This is a genomic window from Streptomyces sp. DSM 15324 (assembly GCF_001514285.1).
Taxonomy (GTDB): domain Bacteria; phylum Actinomycetota; class Actinomycetes; order Streptomycetales; family Streptomycetaceae; genus Streptomyces.
Genome location: NZ_KQ949024.1, coordinates 115,855 through 134,500 on the forward strand (window position 1 = coordinate 115,855; position 18,646 = coordinate 134,500).

At 72.5% G+C, this 18,646-nt stretch carries 13 protein-coding genes and 1 pseudogene; 8 read left to right on the top strand and 6 right to left on the bottom strand.

Annotated features, from left to right (window positions below):
• Positions 1 to 46: 46 nt before the first annotated feature.
• Positions 47 to 325, bottom strand: a complete 279-nt coding sequence (locus AQJ58_RS06780; RefSeq protein WP_067246092.1) for a metal-sensitive transcriptional regulator — start codon at positions 323 to 325, stop codon at positions 47 to 49.
• 73 nt (positions 326 to 398) lie between these two features.
• On the opposite strand from AQJ58_RS06780, the gene AQJ58_RS06785 reads away from it, so the two are divergent.
• The gene (locus AQJ58_RS06785; protein ID WP_067246095.1) at positions 399 to 992 is read left to right on the top strand and encodes a rhodanese-like domain-containing protein; all 594 of its coding nucleotides are present in this window, start codon (positions 399 to 401) and stop codon (positions 990 to 992) included.
• A 373-nt stretch (positions 993 to 1,365) separates the two neighbouring features.
• On the opposite strand, the gene AQJ58_RS06790 is transcribed toward AQJ58_RS06785, so the two are convergent.
• From AQJ58_RS06790 to AQJ58_RS06800, 3 genes and pseudogenes are all read right to left on the bottom strand, one after another.
• Entirely contained in the window at positions 1,366 to 2,091 is a 726-nt protein-coding gene (locus AQJ58_RS06790; protein WP_067246098.1) for a class I SAM-dependent methyltransferase, read from the bottom strand.
• Positions 2,092 to 2,237: 146 nt separating this feature from the next.
• Positions 2,238 to 4,760 (bottom strand): annotated as a pseudogene (locus tag AQJ58_RS06795) (SpoIIE family protein phosphatase).
• Between the two features lie 506 nt (positions 4,761 to 5,266).
• A complete protein-coding gene (locus tag AQJ58_RS06800; RefSeq protein ID WP_067246100.1) occupies positions 5,267 to 5,710 on the bottom strand; it encodes an SRPBCC family protein in 444 nt (147 codons plus the stop codon).
• Between the two features lie 210 nt (positions 5,711 to 5,920).
• On the opposite strand from AQJ58_RS06800, the gene AQJ58_RS06805 reads away from it, so the two are divergent.
• Together AQJ58_RS06805 and AQJ58_RS06810 are read left to right on the top strand one after the other, a co-directional pair.
• Positions 5,921 to 6,973: an Rv2578c family radical SAM protein gene (locus tag AQJ58_RS06805; protein ID WP_067246102.1), complete on the top strand. Its 1,053-nt coding sequence runs from the start codon at positions 5,921 to 5,923 to the stop codon at positions 6,971 to 6,973.
• A gap of 147 nt (positions 6,974 to 7,120) precedes the next feature.
• A complete protein-coding gene (locus tag AQJ58_RS06810) occupies positions 7,121 to 8,695 on the top strand; it encodes an alpha/beta hydrolase (RefSeq protein ID WP_067246105.1) in 1,575 nt (524 codons plus the stop codon).
• Between the two features lie 126 nt (positions 8,696 to 8,821).
• Here the strand turns inward: AQJ58_RS06810 and AQJ58_RS06815 are convergent, their stop codons facing one another.
• Together AQJ58_RS06815 and AQJ58_RS06820 are read right to left on the bottom strand one after the other, a co-directional pair.
• Positions 8,822 to 9,970, bottom strand: a complete 1,149-nt coding sequence (locus AQJ58_RS06815) for a tryptophan dimethylallyltransferase family protein (protein ID WP_234359974.1) — start codon at positions 9,968 to 9,970, stop codon at positions 8,822 to 8,824.
• A 191-nt stretch (positions 9,971 to 10,161) separates the two neighbouring features.
• On the bottom strand, positions 10,162 to 10,737 hold the full coding sequence (locus AQJ58_RS06820) for an adenylosuccinate lyase (RefSeq protein WP_067246108.1): 576 nt from the start codon (positions 10,735 to 10,737) through the stop codon (positions 10,162 to 10,164).
• A gap of 389 nt (positions 10,738 to 11,126) precedes the next feature.
• On the opposite strand from AQJ58_RS06820, the gene AQJ58_RS06825 reads away from it, so the two are divergent.
• The 5 genes from AQJ58_RS06825 to AQJ58_RS06845 all read left to right on the top strand — a co-directional run bounded on the left by AQJ58_RS06825 (position 11,127) and on the right by AQJ58_RS06845 (position 18,644).
• Positions 11,127 to 12,932, top strand: a complete 1,806-nt coding sequence (locus AQJ58_RS06825) for a 3-hydroxyacyl-CoA dehydrogenase family protein (protein WP_067247645.1) — start codon at positions 11,127 to 11,129, stop codon at positions 12,930 to 12,932.
• 160 nt (positions 12,933 to 13,092) lie between these two features.
• The gene (locus tag AQJ58_RS06830; protein WP_234359975.1) at positions 13,093 to 13,908 is read left to right on the top strand and encodes a TetR family transcriptional regulator; all 816 of its coding nucleotides are present in this window, start codon (positions 13,093 to 13,095) and stop codon (positions 13,906 to 13,908) included.
• Positions 13,909 to 14,278: 370 nt separating this feature from the next.
• Entirely contained in the window at positions 14,279 to 15,622 is a 1,344-nt protein-coding gene (ccrA, locus tag AQJ58_RS06835) for a crotonyl-CoA carboxylase/reductase (RefSeq protein ID WP_067246111.1), read from the top strand.
• A gap of 17 nt (positions 15,623 to 15,639) precedes the next feature.
• Positions 15,640 to 17,688 carry a protein meaA gene (locus AQJ58_RS06840; protein WP_067246113.1) on the top strand — a complete coding sequence of 683 codons (2,049 nt, stop codon included), beginning with the start codon at positions 15,640 to 15,642 and terminating at the stop codon, positions 17,686 to 17,688.
• Positions 17,685 to 18,644, top strand: a complete 960-nt coding sequence (locus tag AQJ58_RS06845; protein WP_067246115.1) for an HpcH/HpaI aldolase/citrate lyase family protein — start codon at positions 17,685 to 17,687, stop codon at positions 18,642 to 18,644. Before AQJ58_RS06840 ends, AQJ58_RS06845 begins: the two co-directional genes overlap by 4 nt.
• Positions 18,645 to 18,646: the final 2 nt, after the last annotated feature.

Below are 18,646 nucleotides of genomic sequence, written 5' to 3' on the forward strand. Positions count from 1 at the left end.
CAGCGGCATCAGCGGCTCAGGGCCGCTCAGGGCCGCTCAGGGCCGCTCAGGCCAGCGACAGGAACAGCTTCTCCAGGCGGGCGCGCATCTGGACGGAGTCCCGTACCTCCGGGTCCTCGCTGGTCATGCACTGCTCCAGGCCCGTGGCGATGATCGCGAAGCCGGCCCGGTCCAGGGCCCGGGAGACCGCGGCGAGCTGGGTGATCACGTCCTCGCAGTCCCGCCCCTCCTCGATCATCCGGATCACGCCGGCGAGCTGTCCCTGGGCGCGGCGCAGCCGGTTGAGCGCGGACTTCAGCTCCTCGGCCGACATGTCGAGTTGCACGTTTTCTCCTCCTTCATACCCCCGCGGGTATCCTACCCGTGCGGGACAACGCCCCTGAGAAAGGTTCTGTTCCGTGCACGTCTCGCACACCACCCCGGCCGTCCCGGCCGCGCTGACCACCGCCGAGGCGGCCGCCCGGCTCGACGCGTTCACCGTCGTGGACGTACGCACACCGGGCGAGTACGCCTCGGGTCATCTGCCCGGCGCGCACAACGTGCCGCTGGACCGGCTCGGCGAGGCCTCGGCCGCGTTGACGGAGGCGGCCGGCCGGCGCCCCCTGTTGCTCGTGTGCGCCTCCGGGGCCCGATCCGCGCGGGGCGGTGCCCGGCTCGCCGACCTCGGGGTCCCGGCGGCCACGCTGGAGGGCGGCACCGGGGCGTGGGCCGCGGCCGGGCATCCGCTGGAGCGGCGGGCCGGTGCCCGCACCCCGTGGCCGATGGACCGCCAGGTGCGGCTGGCCGCGGGCTCCCTGGTCGTCGCCGGGTTCCTGGCGGGCCTGGCCCTGCCGCCGGCCCACTGGCTGTCAGGGCTGATCGGCGCCGGACTGGTGTTCTCCGGCGCGACCGGCACCTGCGGCATGGCCATGCTCCTCGCCCGGCTGCCGCACAACCGGCCCGGCAGGGACGCGCTGCCCTTCGAGGAGACACTGACCCGGCTCACGGCCTGACCCGGCCCGACGGCCGGGCGGCCGGGCGGCCGGGCGGCCGGGCGGCCGGGCGGCCGGGCGGCCTCCGGGCGGGACACGCCCCGACCGGTTCGGCGGCGGCACGGCGCCATGCCCCGCCCGCCGCCGAACCGGCACCGGACCGGGACCGGACCGGGACCGGACCGCCCCACCACCCGACCGGGACCGGAACTGGCCCACCCCCCGACCGGGACCGGCACTGGCTGGCGCATCCGGCCGCCGGTGTTCGGTCCGCCGGGCGCGGCCCCGTGCTCCAGGGACGTCCGCCCGACCCGCCGCTCAAGGGCGCCCGCCCGACCGATGGTCGGCACAGCCGGGCCGCCCTGTCCTCAGGCCGCCGGGCGCGGCCCGGTGGTCAGGTCGCCCGGCCGGCCACCAGCCAGTTCGACGGCAGTTCTATCAGCGTGCCGTCGGGGGTGGACTCGGTGGTGATGAGCGGGAGGCTGCCGCTCGCGAGGACGGTGAGGCCGGCCGCCTCGAGGTGGGCCGGCACGGCGGCGTCGGCGACCTCGCCGGGCGCTATGCCGTGGCGGAAGATCGGGGCGAGCTTCGGGGGCGGGCCGGCCGGGCCGTGGGCGAGGCCGCCGAGGACCGCGCCGGCGGCCTCGGCGGGTTCGACGAGGAAGACCCGGCCCCGCGCGCCGAGCAGGACGGCGATCCCGTCGGCGAGGGGCTGCCGGTCGGCGGGCTCGCACTGGTGCAGGACACCCCGCATGTAGACGTGGGCGTCGCCGAGTTCGGCGTGCAGGGCCTCGGCGGCGCCCCGTTCGGCGGCGTCCAGCAGCCGGTACCGGGCACGGCCCCCGGGGTCGGCCTGCCGGGCGTGGTCGAGGGCGGCGGCGGCCAGGTCGACGCCGAGGACCTGCGGGAAGCGGTCGGCGAGGAAGCGGGTCTGGGTGCCGTTGCCGCAGCCGAGGTCGATCAACGGCAGGGCGGTGCCGGTGACGTACGGCTCGAACAGGGCGAGGTGCGGGGCCGCGGTCACCTTCGGGTCCGCGTCCCAGAACACCGCGCCGGTGTCATGGGAGGCCTCGCGCCAGAAGCCCTCCCAGGCCTCCCGGTATCGCATCGTCACGCTCATCCCAACTCCCCAGGGTGCGGCGCCGATCCGTCATGAGTGACGGGCGAGTACGGTCTACCGCCCCCGAGTTGCGGCCACAAGCAGGACGGGCGGTTCCAGCGCGCCCGGTGCACACCCGCAACGCGCCTTGGTGGAGCGTGAGTTGTTCAGCGCCTCGGCAGGGTGAGTTCGAACCACACCGACTTGCCCGCGCCGGTGCGGCTGGTGCCCCACTCACGGGCCAGGGTGCTCACCACGCGCAGTCCGCGTCCGGCTTCGTCCTCGGGTCCGGCGCTCAGCAGGGTCGGCAGGTCGTGGTCGTCGTCGTCCACCTCGCACAGCAGGGTCTCGCCGCGCACCAGTCACACGGCGACGGGCAGCCGGTGGGAGTGCCGTACGGCATTCGTGACCAGTTCGCCGACCATCAGCTCCGCGACGTACGCCAGTTTCGCGAGCCCCCAGTCGTGGAGCTGTTCGCGGACGGCCGCGCGGGCCCGCGGGACCTCCGCCGGGTCGAGGGCGAAGCGCCATTCGGCGACGTCGTCGGGTTCGATGCCGTTGAGGCGGGCCATCAGCAGGGCGACGTCGTCCTTGCGGTCGCCGTGGCCCGCTTCGGTGAAGGTCGCGGCGAGGGCGCGGATGATGGTGTCGCAGGCGTCGTCCATGGAGGCGGCCGGGTGGGCGGCGGACTCGCACAGGGTCGCCAGGCCCACGCCGATGTCCTCGCCGCGCACCTCCACCAGGCCGTCGGTGCACATCACGAGCCGGTCGCCGGGTTCCACCCGCACGGTGACCGCTTCGAAGGGCACGCCGCCGACGCCGATGGGGGCGCCGGTGGGCAGGTCGAGGAGTTCGGTGCGGCCGTCCTCCGCGCGGACCAGCACCGGCGGGATGTGGCCGGCGTTGGCGAGGTGGAGTTCGCCCGCGATCGGGTCGTAGACCGCGTACAGACAGGTCGCGAGGTAGCTGTCGCCGAGGCGCTGGGCGAGGTCGTCGAGGTTGCGCAGGAGCCGGGCGGGCGGCAGGTCGAGGGCGGCCATGGTCTGTACGGCGGTGCGCAACTGGCCCATCATGGCGGCCGAGTTGAGGCCGTGGCCCATGACGTCGCCGACGACCAGGGCGGTGCGGGCGCCGGGGAGTTTCACGGAGTCGAACCAGTCGCCGCCGACCCGGCCGAGGAGGGTGCCGGGCAGATAGCGGGTGGCGATGTCGCAGCCCGCCATGCGCGGCGGGATGTGCGGCAGCATGCTGTCCTGGAGGGTCTCGGCGACGGACTCCTGGTAGGTGTACATCCGGGCGTTGTCGAGGACGAGGCCCGCGCGGGCGGCGAGTTCGGCGCCGGTGACCCGGTCCATGTCGTTGAACTCTACGCGCTCGGGGTGGCGCAGCAGGACCATGAAGCCGAGGACGACGTTGCGGGCCTTGAGCGGGACGACGAGCATGGAGCGGCCGGTGATGAGGGGCCGGATGTCGCGTTTCTCGAACTGTGCGGCGATGGCGTGGCCCATCTGCTCGCTGATGCGCGGCACGAGGACGGGCTGTCCGGTGGTCATGCACTGGAAGAACGGGGTGTGGGCCGGGAAGGGCATGGCCTCGCCGACGGGGACGACGTCGTCCCAGCGGCCGGGTTCGTCGGTGTGTTCGACGGCGACCCGGTGCCACAGGGTCCGGGTGTCGGGCACACCGTCGGGGAAGCCCTCGCCGGCGACGACCTGTTCGCGCAGGTAGGTGCCGGCGACGTCGGTGAAGCGGGGGACGACGGCCTTGCTGACCTCGATGATGGTGCGGGAGAGGTCCAGGGAGGTGCCGATGCGTCCGCTGACCTCGTTGAGGAACTCCAGGCGTTCGCGGACGGCGGCGTGTTCGAGGTCCTCGCCGTCGTCGGCGACGTCGTCGGGCAGGGGCAGCCCCTCGGCGGCGGCGCGGGCCGCCCGCTCCCGGCGGGCCTTGCGTTCGGCGCGGCGGGCGACACCCCAGTCGGGGGTGACCGGGACCCGGTCGTTCTGGCTGAACTCCAGGACGGGGTAGCCGAGTTCGAGGACCTGGGCGACGATGCGGGCGCTCTCGCCGACGCTCATGCTGGGCAGGATGTCGGGGAGCCGGCGGGCGAGTTCCTCGGCGCCGGGGAAGTCGGTGTGCAGGGCGAAGCCGGGCGCGATGCGTTCGACGGCCACGGCGGTGGCCGAGGAGGGGGACTCCGGGGCACGCTGCTCCGGGCGCAGGACGGCGGTGGCGTCGGCGGCGAGGACCAGGAGCCGTTCGCGGCCGGGGCCGACCAGCGGGTAGGCCCACCACAGGACGTCGGCGCGCTCGCGGTCGTGTCCGGGGACGGTGAGGCGGGCACGTCCGGCGGCGGGGTAGCCGAGGCCCTGGTCGAGGGAGGAGTCGAGGCCCGGTCCCGGGCCGTCGTAGGCGCCGTACTCGCCGTATTCGCCGTATTCGCCGTAGGCGTCCTCGGGTTCGGGGAGGGCGCCGGAGACGGGGAGCAGATCGATGGCGGGCGCGCCGATCGCCTCCTCCTTGGCGACGCCGAAGAGCCGGCGTGCGCCGGTGCTCCAGTGGGAGACGAGGCCGTCGCGGTCGACGACGACCACGGCCAGGGGGACGCGTCCGGGATCGGCGGTGTCGTCCGCCGCCGCGCTGTTCGCTCCGCGGCGGGGAGGTGCGTCCCTCTCGGTGCCACGGTCCATGGCCCAGGCCCTCTCTCCCCAGAGCTGTGCAAGATCTGTCCGCAGCAACAACCGTACGGCGCGCGCAGGTCGGGATGTGCGGCAATTCTGTAATTGGTTTCACCGGAGCGCGCCGGGGTACGCCGCGGGGCGCGGGGTCCGGTCGGTCCTGGTGGCCGAGCCGCGGGTCGTGTTCGGCGCGGGCGCCGCCGGTGGCCTTCGGGGCGGTGGCGACGGGCGGGGGGCCGACCGTCTCCGGGGAGTCCGTGACGGTGGCGGGGAGGGCGGAGGGCCGGAAGGGGCGGGGGCTCGGGGGCGCCGCCCGGCGGACGGCGGGGGCGCCGCCCGGCGGACGGCGGGGGCGCCGCACCCGCGTGGTGGGGCCGTTCCCCTCGTCGCACCTGCCGCACGGTTCCCGCGCGAGGCGGCAACTCGGGGCAGGTGCGCGGGGTCGCGGCGCCGTTCCGGTCGCGGGCGCGGTGCGCCCGTACCGGTGAGGGGCAACGGGTGTCCGTCGCCGGGGGTGTCTACTTCTCGACCTCGGTGGCGAGCTTGACGAGGATCTCGTCGTAGATCCGGGCGAGGCCCTTGGGCGCGAAGGTCCGCTCGAAGAAGCCGCCGATGCCGCCGGCGCCCTTCCAGGTGGAGGTGACGACCACGCGGGCCTTGCCCTCGCCGGCCGGGGTGACGCGCCAGACGGTGACCATGGAGGAGTTGCGGTCCTTCTCCACGAGTTCGCCGTCGGTGGGCTCGGTGACCTCCAGGAGGCAGTCGCGGACGCGCTTGCTGGTGGCCTGGAGCTTCCAGTGGACGAGGGTGCCCTCGCCGTCGCCGCCCTCGCGCACCTCGTACTCGCTGAAGTGGGCGGGCAGCAGGTTCGCGCGCGTGCCGCTGTAGTCGGCCAGCGTGTCGAACACCTTGTCGGGGTCCGCCGCGACGACCCGCTCGGTGGTGGCCTCGACCTGCGCCATGAAGTTCCTCCAGGTCCGTGTTGCTCAGGATTGCTCGGGGTTCCCGGGCAGGGCAAGCCAACCACCCCGCTCCACGGCCGCCCAAATCGGGGTGGGGGAAACGATCACGGGGTGCGCGAAACGCCGAGGCAGACGCCCGTTCGCACGATCATGGGAACAGATGTTCTATTGTGGGTCCAGACGCATGGGCAGTGCTACGGAGGAGGCGTCATGCGCTGGGAGAATCTCGCCCTGGAGTCCCGCCACGACCGTCCGGCCGACCCCGCCCTGTTCGGCGCGGACGCGGTCACGACCCGTACGTTCGACACGCCCGAGTTCGCCGGCATCACGTTCCACGAGGTGCGGGCCCGCACGGTCCTCAACCGGGTGCCGGGCGCCTCCCGGATGCCGTTCGAGTGGACCGTGAACCCGTACCGGGGCTGCACGCACGCGTGCGTCTACTGCTTCGCGCGCAAGACGCACAGCTATCTCGACCTGGACACCGGGATCGGCTTCGACACCCAGATAGTCGTCAAGGTGAACGCGCCGGAGGTGCTGCGCCGCCAGCTGGCCTCGCCGCGCTGGCACGGGGACCACGTGGCGATGGGCACCAACGTCGACTGCTACCAGCGCGCGGAGGGCCGCTACCGGCTGATGCCCGGCATCCTGGCCGCCCTGCGCGACCGGGCGAACCCCTACTCGATCCTGACCAAGGGCACGCTGATCCTGCGCGACCTGGAGCTGCTGAAGCAGTCCGCCGCGGTGACCGACGTCGGCCTCTCCGTCTCGGTGGGGTTCACCGACACCGAGCTGTGGCGGACCGTGGAGCCGGGCACCCCGGCCCCCGAGCGGCGGCTGGACGTCGTGCGGACCTTCACCGGGCACGGTCTGGGCGCCGGGGTGCTGATGGCGCCGGTGATCCCGTTCCTGTCCGACGAACCGGCGCAGCTGCGGGCCACCGTGCGGGCGATCGCGGCGGCGGGGGCGACCTCCGTCACCCCGCTCGTGCTGCATCTGCGGCCCGGGGCGCGCGAGTGGTTCATGGCCTGGCTCACCCAGCACCACCCGCACCTGGTGCGCCGCTACGAGCGGTTGTACGCCGACGGCGCGTACGCCCCCACGTGGTACCAGCGCCGGATCACCCGCCAGGTGCACGAACTGGCCCAGGAGTACGGCATCGGGCCGGCGCCCGCGGGGATGCCGCGCCGGATCCGGCCGCCCGAGCAGGAGGAGCACGGGCTCGCGGGGGAGGAGTCCGCGCCGACCCAGCTCACGCTGCTCTGAGCGCGTCCGGGCGCATCGCGCGCCCGAACGGGTCAAATCGCCCGGCAATACGTATCTCCGGACGATCTTTCCGGGACGATGCCGCGAGGGCCGTGAGCCACGCGGCCCGGCCGCTTCGAGGCCCCCCGGCGTCCTGGGAGGACTTTCTTGAACACTCGCGCAGCCGTGCTGTGCGCCACCGCCGTCGTCCTGGCCGGGACCGTCACGGCCGCCCCGGCCGGGGCGGCCCCGGCACCCCCGGCCGCCGCCCGGGCGACGCAGCTCACCTGGAAGAAGTGCGCCACCGCCGACCAGCCGACGCTCCAGTGCGCGTCGCTGAAGGTGCCGCTCGACCACGACGACCCGGACGGGGAGCGGATCACCCTGGCGCTCTCCCGGGTCCCGCACACGGCGAAGACGTACCAGGGTCCGCTGCTGGTCAACCCCGGCGGGCCCGGTGGACGCGGTCTGTCCCTCGCCGGTTTCGTCGCCTCCGCGCTGCCGAAGGCGGTCGCGGCACAGTACGACGTCATCGGCTTCGATCCGCGCGGAGTGGGCAGGAGCACGCCCGCGCTGGACTGCGCCCCCGGCCACTTCGCCCCCGTGCGCCCGGACTCCGTGCCGGCCGCCGAGGCGGTCGAGAAAGCCAACCTGGAGCGGGCGCGGTCCTTCGCCGAGGCCTGCGGCAGGAAGTACGCGCGCGTGCTGCCGTACATCGACACGATCAGCACCGTGCGGGACATGGACGCGATCCGCGCCGCCACCGGCGCGCCGAGGCTGAACTACTTCGGCTACTCGTACGGCACCTACCTCGGCGCGGTCTACGCCAAGCTGTACCCGCGGCGGGTGCGGCGCCTGGTCCTCGACTCCGTCGTCGACCCCACCGGCGTCTGGTACGACGACAACCTGGCCCAGGACCTCGCGTTCAACGACCGGCACCGCGCGCTGATGGCGTGGATCGCCCGGTACGACGCCACCTACCGGCTGGGGAGCGACCCGGACGAGGTCGAGGCGAAGTGGTACGCGATGCGGGCGGCGCTCGCCCGCAGGCCGGCCGGCGGCACGGTGGGCGCCGCGGAACTGGAGGACACCTTCCTGCCGGGCGGCTACTACAACGGCTACTGGCCGCACCTGGCCGAGGCGTTCGCGGCGTACGTCAACGACAGGGACACCGGCCCGCTGGTGCGGGCGCACGAGAACTTCGGCGCCGTGGACGCCGCCGGGGACAACGGGTACAGCGTCTACGCCGCGGTGCAGTGCCGGGACGCCCACTGGCCGCACGAGTGGTGGCAGTGGCGCTCGGACAACTGGGCGACGTACCGCAAGGCGCCGTTCATGGCCTGGAACAACGCCTGGTACAACGCGCCGTGCGCGTTCTGGCCGACCCGGTCGCGGGGTCCGGTGAACATCCTCAACGGCGCCCTGCCGCCCGCCCTGTTGTTCCAGGCGACGGACGACGCGGCCACCCCGTACGAGGGCGGCGCCCTCGTCCACGCCCTGCTGCGCGGTTCCAGCCTCGTGGTCGAGCAGGGGGGCGGGAACCACGGCATCACACTGAGCGGGAACAGCTGCCTCGACCGGCACCTGGCGGCCTATCTGACGGACGGCACGGTCCCGCGCGGCATCGGCTCGGTCGACGCGACGTGCCGGGCCCAGCCCGACCCCGGGCCGCTGACCGGCAAGGTCGCCTCACCGGCGGCACACGGCTCGGTCCTGCACGGGCTGCTGGGCTTCCGCGGCTGAGACAGGGGTTCCGCGACGGTTTCGCGAGGGCTCCGCGAGGTCGCCGTTGACCGCACGGAGCCGTTGCGCCGGTCCCGGAGGGGCCGCCGGAGGGCCGTCACCTCGCTGGGACGGGTCGCTCCGGGGTCAGGCCGAAAGGCCCGCCTCGCGCCCGGCGTACGTGCTGAACCGCAGGTACAGACCGATGTCCGCGGGCGTCCGCGGCGAGATCGTGCGGTAGCTGCACAGCTCCTGGAGCATGCCGGTGACCCCCGGTCCGCCCGCTCCCAGTTCCCGCAGGACGCCGGCGAGCGGACGGGGGTCGACCCCCTCCAGGTCCATGAGCCGGGCGACGCGCGCGGCCGCCTCCGTGTCGTCGCGGGCGTTGTCCGGCAGGCGCAGATAGAGGTTGGCCTCCTCGGGGCCCGGCGCACCCTCGCGGAACGCCAGGCAGGTCATCGGCTCGTTGCTGACGGTGCCGCCGTCCCGCCCGTAGATGACGGACCGCGCGCGGGCCGCCCGTTCGGGCTCGTAGCGGTGCGCCAGGGCCGCCACCGCGTCCAGTTCCTCCATCTCCATCGGCAGGTGCCGGTAGTAGACCTTGACGCGGGAGGTGCTGCCGGCGTCCAGGTCGAGGGCCATGAGCTCCAGTTCGTGGCCCTGCTTGGCGAGTTCGCGCCCCCGCTCGGCCACCGGCCGCCAGGCGTCCGCCAGGCCCAGCCGGTGCATGGCCTCGGCCATCACCTCGTACGCCCGGTCCAGGCCGTTGACCTGGGGGTTGAGGTAGACCTTGTAGTGGGGCCGGTGTCCCGGTCTCCAGGCCAGGGAGTGCCAGAGGGTGGCCCGGTAGCGCTCGGGGTCGGACGTGAGGAACAGGTCCTCGATGCTCAGGTAGCGCGCGATGTCCGTCCCGGGGCTTGCCGCGAGCCGGCGCGTCAGTTCCCGGCCGGCCTCCTGGCAGCCGAGCGGGGTGCCGTCGGAGCCGAGGGACTCGAAGAGGACGCGGACCTCGGGCCGGCCGGCCTTCCAGCTGACGGAGAGTTCGGCGGGGAAGCCGTCGGCCGAGACGAACGAGGGCGGTTCGCAGTGCGTTCCGACGGGCCGCGCGCCCCAGGGGTGAAGCACCTCTCGCAGGTCGCCGAGGACGGTCTCCGTCTGCCGCGGGTCCGTGCCGAGCCCGCGGCAGACCGCCCGCCACTTCTCCTCCAGGAATCCGCCGAATGTTTTTACCGGGTCTTGACGTAGGGCCAGGCCGGATATCTCGTCCATCTCGTCCGGGAGTTGCGCACTGGTCACTGTCTCTCACCCTCCGTGGCCGGAATGGTCCGGCCTTGTCCGCGGTCAGTTCGGCAGCAGCCCTGCGGGCACACCGAGCCGGATTTCGGCGGAAGGCGATCTTCCCGTCGAACGGGTATTCAAATCTCGAACTAATTGGCGATAAAACGCTGTTGACGGCAAGTCAGCACCGGCAGGCCGACACCGGCGCGTCAGCGCTGCCGGGGAATCCGGGCCAGCGCGTGCACGGCCGCCTCGGCGAGCGCCGGATGGGCGAGGGCGTCGCTCAGGACGGGCCGGGCGCGGGCGTCGCCGAGCGCGCCCAGACCCTCCACGCAGGCGAGGGCCACGCGCCGGTAGGGGTCGTGCGGTGTCAGGCGCCTGCGGAGGGTGGTGATCAGCGCGGGCACCGACTCCGGCGCCCGCAGCTCCACCAGGAGGCGCACGGGATGCAGGGCGTAGGCCACCCGCAGTTCGTTGGTGGCGAGGGCCGCCGCCGCGCGGGCGGTCCTGGGGTCGCCGAGCCGGGCCAGGGCATGGGCGGCCCCGGCGCAGCGCGGCGGGTCCCGGTGGTTGAGCAGCAGGACGAGCGCCTCGAAGGCGCGCCTGTCCCCCGCGACGCCCAGCCGGAAGGCGGCGAGCTCCCGGGCCCACAGCGGCCGCCCCGGTTCGCTGAGCACCGCCGCCAGTTCGTCCGGGCCGGCCTCGGCCGCCAGCCGCTCGAACGCCGCCGTGCCGCCCGACTCCTGCCGTAAGCGCTCCGTGAGCGCCCGCAACTCCTCGTCCATGCGTCGAGCCTAGGGGTGGGCGGCGCAGCGAGTCAGCTCACATGTCGAGGGACTGGCGCGCTCGTTACCCGCCGGTTAAGCTCAGAGGAGCGAGTCACCCACTCGCATTCCTCCTCGCGGCGGCCTGGTGACGCAGCCTCCGCGCAGGACGTCGGTTCGGTACCACGTACCGCTGTACGACCCGGCCACGGGACAGGGCCGGTCGGATCTCCCGTTCGTCCGCGGGGCGTTGTGCGCGCCCTCGGAGACCCGGCACCGGGCGTGTGCGCTCGCAGCCCGGCACCACCCGCATCCCTTTTCCGCACCCGGTGCGCCCGGACCTCGCAGAGGTCGTCCCGGCGCACCCGGGGGCGTTCCCAGTCGTCACCCTCTTCTTCTGGAGTCCCGCGATGGCCACTCCCCTCTCCGACATCTCTCTGTCCCCGCTCCGGACGATCGCCGTCGTCGGCCTCGGCACGATGGGCACCGGCATCGCCGAGGTCCTGGCCCGGGCCGGCCGTGAGGTGATCGGCATCGACGTCAGCGAGGAGCGCACGGCCCGTTCGCTCTCGGTGCTGGAGTCCTCCACCGCCCGCGCCGTGGGGCGCGGCCGGCTCACCGGGCAGGAGCGCGACGACGCCCTGGCCCGGATCCGCACCGCCACCGACCTGCGCGCGGCGGCCGACGCCGATCTGGTGATCGAGGTGGCTCCGGAGTCGTACGAGATCAAGCAGCAGATCTTCCGCGAGCTGGACGGGATCGTCCGGCCGGAGACGATCCTCGCCACCGGCACCAACGCCCTGTCCGTGACCCGGCTCGCCGCCGAGTCGGCCCGTCCGGAGCGCGTGCTCGGTCTGCACTTCTTCAACCCGGCGCCCGCGATGAAGCTGGTCGAGGTGGTGTCCTCGGTGCTGACCGCGCCGGCCGCCGTCTCCGCCGTCACCAACCTCGCCCTCGACCTCGGCAAGGAGCCGGTCGCGGTCGGCGACCGTCCCGGATTCGTCGCGGACGGGCTGCTGTTCGGCTACCTCAACCAGGCCGCCGCGATGTACGAGGCGCGCTACGCCTCCCGCGAGGACATCGACGCCGCGATGCGGCTCGGCTGCGGGCTGCCGATGGGCCCGCTGGCGCTGCTGGACCTGATCGGCGTCGACACGGCCCGTACGGTCCTGGAGGCGATGTACGCCGAGTCGCGCGACCGGCTGCACGCGCCCGCCCCGATCCTCAAGCAGCTCAGCGAGGCCGGTCTGACGGGCCGTAAGGCGGGCCGCGGCTTCTACACCTACGCGGCGCCGGGCGCAGCCACGGTCGTCCCGGACGCGCTGACGCCCGCCGCCGACGGCTCGGGCGTCCCCGGCCGCGAGGTCCGCAGCGTCGGAGTCGCCGGGTCCGGGACGATGGCCTCCGGGATCGCCGAGGTGTTCGCCAAGGCGGGCTACGACGTCGTCCTGGCCGCCCGCAGCGAGGAGAAGGCGCAGACGGCGAAGGCCCGGATCGGCAAGAACCTGGCGCGCTCGGTCGACAAGGGCCGGATGACCGCCGAGGCCGCCGCGCAGACCCTGGAGCGGATCACCCCGGCCGGCTCCTACGACGCGTTCGCCGACGTCGACCTGGCCGTCGAGGCGGTCGCCGAGGACCTGGAGGTCAAGCGGCAGCTGTTCGCGGCCTTCGACAAGGTCTGCAAGCCGGGTGCCGTGCTGGCCACCACCACCTCCTCGCTGCCGGTCGTCGCCTGCGCCCGGGCCACCTCGCGCCCGCAGGACGTCATCGGCATGCACTTCTTCAACCCGGCGCCGGCCATGAAGCTGGTCGAGGTCGTCCGTACGGTGCTGACGGCCGAGGACGTCCACGCGACGGTGCACGAGGTGTGCGCACGGATCAGGAAGCACGCCGTCGACTGCGCGGACCGCGCCGGGTTCATCGTGAACGCCCTGCTGTTCCCGTACCTCAACAACGCGATCAAGATGGTGCAGGAGCACTACGCGTCCCTGGACGACATCGACGCCGCCATGAAGCTCGGCGGCGGTTACCCGATGGGTCCCTTCGAACTGCTGGACGTCGTCGGGCTGGACGTCTCCCTCGCGATCGAGAGGGTCCTGCACCGGGAGTTCCGCGACCCGGGCCTCGCCCCGGCCCCGCTGCTCGAGCACCTGGTGGCCGCGGGCTGCCTCGGCCGCAAGACGGGCCGGGGTTTCCGCGAACATGCCCGCCGCTGACGGCGCCGGCGACCGGCTCGCTGCCGACCGGGACTGGGGCGGACTGCTCGACCCCGGCGGGCCCCTCGCGCCCGCCGGGCCCGGCTCTCCCCCGCCGGCCAGGTCTGGGGGAAACCCCGGACCTGCGCACCGAGCTGCGCGCATGCAGTACGTTCGGGGCATGTCCCAGCCCGCCAGGTCCCCACGTACATCAGCCACGCCCGACGTCCCGGAGAGTGCCGCGGGCGGCCGCGCGGCCGCCCAGCGGCTCAGGATGCGCCGCGAACTGGCGGCCGCGGCCATGGAACTGTTCGCCACGAAGGGGTACGAGGCGACCACCGTCGACGAGATCGCGGCCGCGGCCGGCGTCGCCCGCCGCACCTTCTTCCGCCACTTCCGCTCCAAGGAAGAGGCGATCTTCCCCGACCACGACGACACCCTGATCCGCGCCGAGGCCGTCCTCAACGCGGCCCCGGCCCACGAGCACCCCCTCGACACGGTGTGCCGCGGCATCAAGGAGGTCATGAAGATGTACGCGGCGCGGCCGGAGATCTCCGTCGCCCGCTACAAGCTGACCCGCGAGGTACCCACCCTGCGGGAGGCGGAGATCGCCTCGGTGGCCCGCTACGAACGGCTGTTCACCCGCTACCTCCTCGGCCACTTCGACGAGCACGCGCACGACGACGACGCCAACGACGACCCGCTGCTGGCCGAGGTCGCCGCCTCCGCCGTGGTCACGGCCCACAACCACGTCCTGCGGCGCTGGCTGCGGGCGGGCGGCCAGGGCGACGTCGAGACCCAGCTCGACCATGCCTTCGCGATCGTCCGCCGGACCTTCGGCACCGGCATCGGCGCCGGGCGCAGCGGCGGCGCGCCGGCCAGGCCGGCCCCCGCGGCCGTCTCCGCGCAGGGCGAGGTGCTGGTGACGGTCGCCCGGACCGACGCCCCGCTCGACGAGGTCATGCGCGCCATCGAGCAGGCCCTCAAGGAGCGCTGACCGCGGCTTCGCCCTGTGATGACGGCCACCCGCCCGGGTGGCCGTTTTGGCATGTCAGGGCAGCTTTTCGGGCGGATTTCAGGGCCCGTTCGATCGATCATCGCTCATTTGTTACGTAAAGATTTCATCTGAGGAGAAGTTCTGGCACTCAGTGCCTTGCGAGGTGACACGCGGTGTCATACGTTGAAGGTGTCCGGGCGGCCGGCGTGCAGAGACCTTTCGTACGCCGGCTGTCCCCGCAGCGCACGGCCTGCGCCCGCCCGGACGCCTGCGTCACAGGCAACCTCCCGCGCCACAAAGCGCCGCCGAACAGCATCGAACCAGCCCTCAGCGCCCCTCCCTCAGGGCGCTCACCGCCGGAGGCAACACCGTGACCACTCAGGACATCCTGGACGCGATCCAGTCCCCGGACGCGACGCCCGCCGACTTCGCGGCGCTGCCGCTTCCCGAGTCGTACCGCGCGATCACCGTCCACAAGGACGAGACCGAGATGTTCGCCGGGCTCGAGACCCGCGACAAGGACCCGCGCAAGTCGATCCACCTCGACGAGGTTCCGCTGCCCGAGCTCGGCCCGGGCGAGGCCCTGGTGGCCGTCATGGCCTCCTCGGTCAACTACAACTCCGTGTGGACCTCGATCTTCGAGCCGCTGTCCACCTTCGGCTTCCTGGAGCGCTACGGCCGGCTCAGCGAGCTGACCAAGCGGCACGACCTGCCGTACCACATCATCGGCTCCGACCTCGCGGGCGTCGTCCTGCGCACCGGCCCCGGCGTCAACGCCTGGAAGCCGGGCGACGAGGTCGTCGCCCACTGCCTCAGCGTCGAGCTGGAGTCGTCCGACGGCCACAACGACACGATGCTCGACCCGGAGCAGCGCATCTGGGGCTTCGAGACCAACTTCGGCGGCCTCGCCGAGATCGCCCTGGTCAAGTCCAACCAGCTGATGCCCAAGCCGGACCACCTCAGCTGGGAGGAGGCCGCCGCCCCCGGTCTGGTCAACTCCACCGCCTACCGGCAGCTGGTCTCCCGCAACGGCGCCGGGATGAAGCAGGGCGACAACGTCCTGATCTGGGGCGCGAGCGGCGGCCTCGGCTCCTACGCCACGCAGTTCGCCCTGGCCGGCGGCGCCAACCCGATCTGTGTCGTGTCCTCGCCGCAGAAGGCGGACATCTGCCGGGCGATGGGCGCGGAGGCGATCATCGACCGCACCGCCGAGGGCTACCGGTTCTGGAAGGACGAGCAGACACAGGACCCGAAGGAGTGGAAGCGCTTCGGCAAGCGCATCCGCGAACTCACCGGCGGCGAGGACATCGACATCGTCTTCGAGCACCCGGGCCGCGAGACCTTCGGCGCCTCCGTCTTCGTCACCCGCAAGGGCGGCACCATCACCACCTGCGCCTCGACCTCGGGCTACATGCACGAGTACGACAACCGCTACCTGTGGATGTCCCTGAAGCGGATCATCGGCTCGCACTTCGCCAACTACCGCGAGGCCTGGGAGGCCAACCGGCTCATCGCGAAGGGCAGGATCCACCCGACGCTGTCGAAGACCTACTCCCTGGAGGAGACCGGGCAGGCCGCGTACGACGTGCACCGCAACCTCCACCAGGGCAAGGTCGGCGTGCTGTGCCTCGCCCCCGAGGAGGGTCTCGGCGTGCGCGACGAGGAGATGCGCGCCCAGCACATCGACGCCATCAACCGCTTCCGCAACATCTGAGACACCCGAGGTCATAGATGACTGAGCGTCAGCCCGCCGCAGGCACGCGGGAGAAGGACCGGCCGTGGCTCATGCGCACGTACGCCGGCCACTCCACGGCCGAGGCGTCCAACGAGCTGTACCGGCGCAACCTCGCCAAGGGCCAGACGGGCCTGTCGGTGGCGTTCGACCTGCCGACCCAGACCGGCTACGACTCCGACCACGTCCTCGCCCGCGGCGAGGTCGGGCGGGTCGGCGTGCCGGTGGCCCACCTCGGTGACATGCGCCGGCTGTTCCAGGACATCCCCCTGGAGCAGATGAACACCTCGATGACGATCAACGCCACCGCCATGTGGCTGCTGGCGCTCTACCAGGTCGTCGCCGAGGAGCAGGGCGCGGACATCACCCGGCTCCAGGGCACGACCCAGAACGACATCGTCAAGGAGTACCTGTCCCGGGGCACGCACGTCTTCCCGCCGGGACCGAGCCTGCGCCTGACGACGGACATGATCGCGTACACGGTCTCCCACATCCCGAAGTGGAACCCGATCAACATCTGCAGCTACCACCTGCAGGAGGCGGGCGCCACGCCGGTCCAGGAGATCGCGTACGCGATGTCCACCGCGATCGCCGTGCTCGACGCGGTGCGCGACTCGGGGCAGGTCCCCGCCGAGAAGTTCGGCGACGTCGTGGCCCGGATCTCCTTCTTCGTGAACGCGGGCGTCCGCTTCGTCGAGGAGATGTGCAAGATGCGGGCGTTCGGGCGGATCTGGGACCAGGTCACGCGGGAGCGCTACGGCATCGAGGACCCCAAGCAACGCCGCTTCCGGTACGGCGTCCAGGTCAACTCGCTCGGGCTGACCGAGGCGCAGCCGGAGAACAACGTCCAGCGGATCGTGCTGGAGATGCTGGCCGTGACGCTGTCGAAGGACGCCCGCGCGCGTGCCGTGCAGCTGCCGGCCTGGAACGAGGCGCTGGGCCTGCCCCGGCCCTGGGACCAGCAGTGGTCGCTGCGGATCCAGCAGGTCCTCGCGCACGAGAGCGACCTGCTGGAGTACGAGGACCTCTTCGAGGGCTCACACGTCGTCGAGGCGAAGGTCGCGCGGCTCGTCGAGGAGTCCCTCGCGGAGATGGCGCGGATCGAGGAGATGGGCGGCGCGATGGCCGCCGTGGAGTCCGGCTACCTGAAGTCGCAGCTGGTCTCCTCGCACGCCGAGCGCCGCGCCCGGATCGAGTCCGGCCAGGAGAAGATCGTCGGCGTCAACATCTTCGAGACGACCGAACCCAATCCGCTCACCGCCGATCTCGACACCGCCATCCAGACGGTCGATCCGGCCGTCGAGGCCCGGGTCGTCGCCTCCCTGCGGCGCTGGCGCGACACCCGCTACCAGCCGCCCTTCAACCACCCTCGCCCCTGCAAGGCGCTGGAGCGGCTGAAGGAGGCCGCCAAGGGCACCGACAACCTCATGGAGGCCACCCTGGAGTGCGCCCGCGCCGGGGTCACGACCGGTGAGTGGGCCGGGGCCCTGCGCGAGGTGTTCGGCGAGTTCCGGGCGCCGACGGGGGTCTCCTCGGCGCCGGTGGCGGTCCCCGCCGAGGAGGGCTCGGCCATGTCGGAGGTCCGCCGCAGGGTGGAGACGACCGCGAAGGACCTCGGCACGGGCAAGCTGCGCTTCCTGGTCGGCAAGCCGGGCCTGGACGGGCACTCAAACGGCGCCGAGCAGATCGCCGTGCGCGCCCGCGACGCCGGCTTCGAGGTGGTCTACCAGGGCATCCGGCTCACCCCGGAGCAGATCGTGGACGCGGCCCTCGCCGAGGACGTGCACGCGGTGGGTCTGTCGATCCTGTCCGGCTCGCACGCGCAACTGGTGCCGGACGTGCTGGAGCGGCTCCGTGTGGCCGGTGCCACAGATATACCGGTGATCGCCGGTGGCATCATCCCGAATGGTGACGCCGAGCAGCTCAGGGCGGCCGGAGTGGCCGCGGTCTTCACCCCGAAGGACTTCGACATCACCGGAATCATCGGCCGCATCGTCGACGAGATCCGCAAAGCGAACAAGCTCGACCCCCTGGAGGTCCCCGCATGACCGTCAACCGTCTGCGTCCGCGCCGCTCGTGTCTCGCGGTCCCGGGCAGCAACCCCCGCTTCCTGGAGAAGGCGCAGGGCCTGGCGGCGGACCAGGTCTTCCTCGACCTGGAGGACGCGTGCGCCCCGCTCGCCAAGCCCGAGGCGCGGCACACGATCGTCAAGTTCCTGAACGAGGGCGACTGGACCGGCAAGACGCGGGTCGTGCGCGTCAACGACTGGACGACCGAGTGGACGTACCGTGACGTCGTGACGGTCGTCGAGGGGGCCGGCCCCAACCTCGACTGCATCATGCTGCCGAAGGTGCAGAACGCCCAGCAGATCGTCGCGCTGGACCTGCTGCTGACGCAGATCGAGAAGACCATGGGCTTCGAGGTCGGCAGGATCGGCATCGAGGCACAGATCGAGAACGCGCAGGGGCTGAACAACGTCAACGAGATCGCGCAGGCCTCCCCGCGCATCGAGACGATCATCTTCGGGCCGGCCGACTTCATGGCGTCGATCAACATGAAGTCGCTGGTCGTGGGCGAGCAGCCGCCCGGCTACCCGGCGGACGCCTACCACTACATCCTGATGAAGATCCTGATGGCCGCCCGCGCCAACGACCTGCAGGCGATCGACGGCCCCTACCTGCAGATCCGCAACGTGGACGGCTACCGCGAGGTCGCGCGGCGCGCCGCCGCGCTCGGCTTCGACGGCAAGTGGGTGCTGCACCCGGGCCAGGTCGAGGCGTCCAACGAGATCTTCTCGCCCTCGCAGGAGGACTACGACCACGCCGAGCTGATCCTGGACGCGTACGACTACTACACCTCCGAGGCCGGCGGCAAGAAGGGCTCGGCGATGCTCGGCGACGAGATGATCGACGAGGCCAGCCGCAAGATGGCGCTGGTCATCTCGGGCAAGGGGCGTGCCGCCGGCATGCAGCGCACCAGCACGTTCGAGATCCCGGAGGCCTGAGC

Coding starts and splice junctions, on each gene's coding strand:
- AQJ58_RS06825 (WP_067247645.1), top strand. CDS start 11,127: ATGGCCACTCCCCTCTCCGACATCTCTCTGTCCCCGCTCCGGACGATC.
- AQJ58_RS06845 (WP_067246115.1), top strand. CDS start 17,685: ATGACCGTCAACCGTCTGCGTCCGCGCCGCTCGTGTCTCGCGGTCCCG.
- AQJ58_RS06840 (WP_067246113.1), top strand. CDS start 15,640: ATGACTGAGCGTCAGCCCGCCGCAGGCACGCGGGAGAAGGACCGGCCG.
- AQJ58_RS06790 (WP_067246098.1), bottom strand. CDS start 2,091: ATGAGCGTGACGATGCGATACCGGGAGGCCTGGGAGGGCTTCTGGCGC.
- AQJ58_RS06805 (WP_067246102.1), top strand. CDS start 5,921: ATGCGCTGGGAGAATCTCGCCCTGGAGTCCCGCCACGACCGTCCGGCC.
- AQJ58_RS06820 (WP_067246108.1), bottom strand. CDS start 10,737: ATGGACGAGGAGTTGCGGGCGCTCACGGAGCGCTTACGGCAGGAGTCG.
- AQJ58_RS06830 (WP_234359975.1), top strand. CDS start 13,093: ATGTCCCAGCCCGCCAGGTCCCCACGTACATCAGCCACGCCCGACGTC.
- AQJ58_RS06800 (WP_067246100.1), bottom strand. CDS start 5,710: ATGGCGCAGGTCGAGGCCACCACCGAGCGGGTCGTCGCGGCGGACCCC.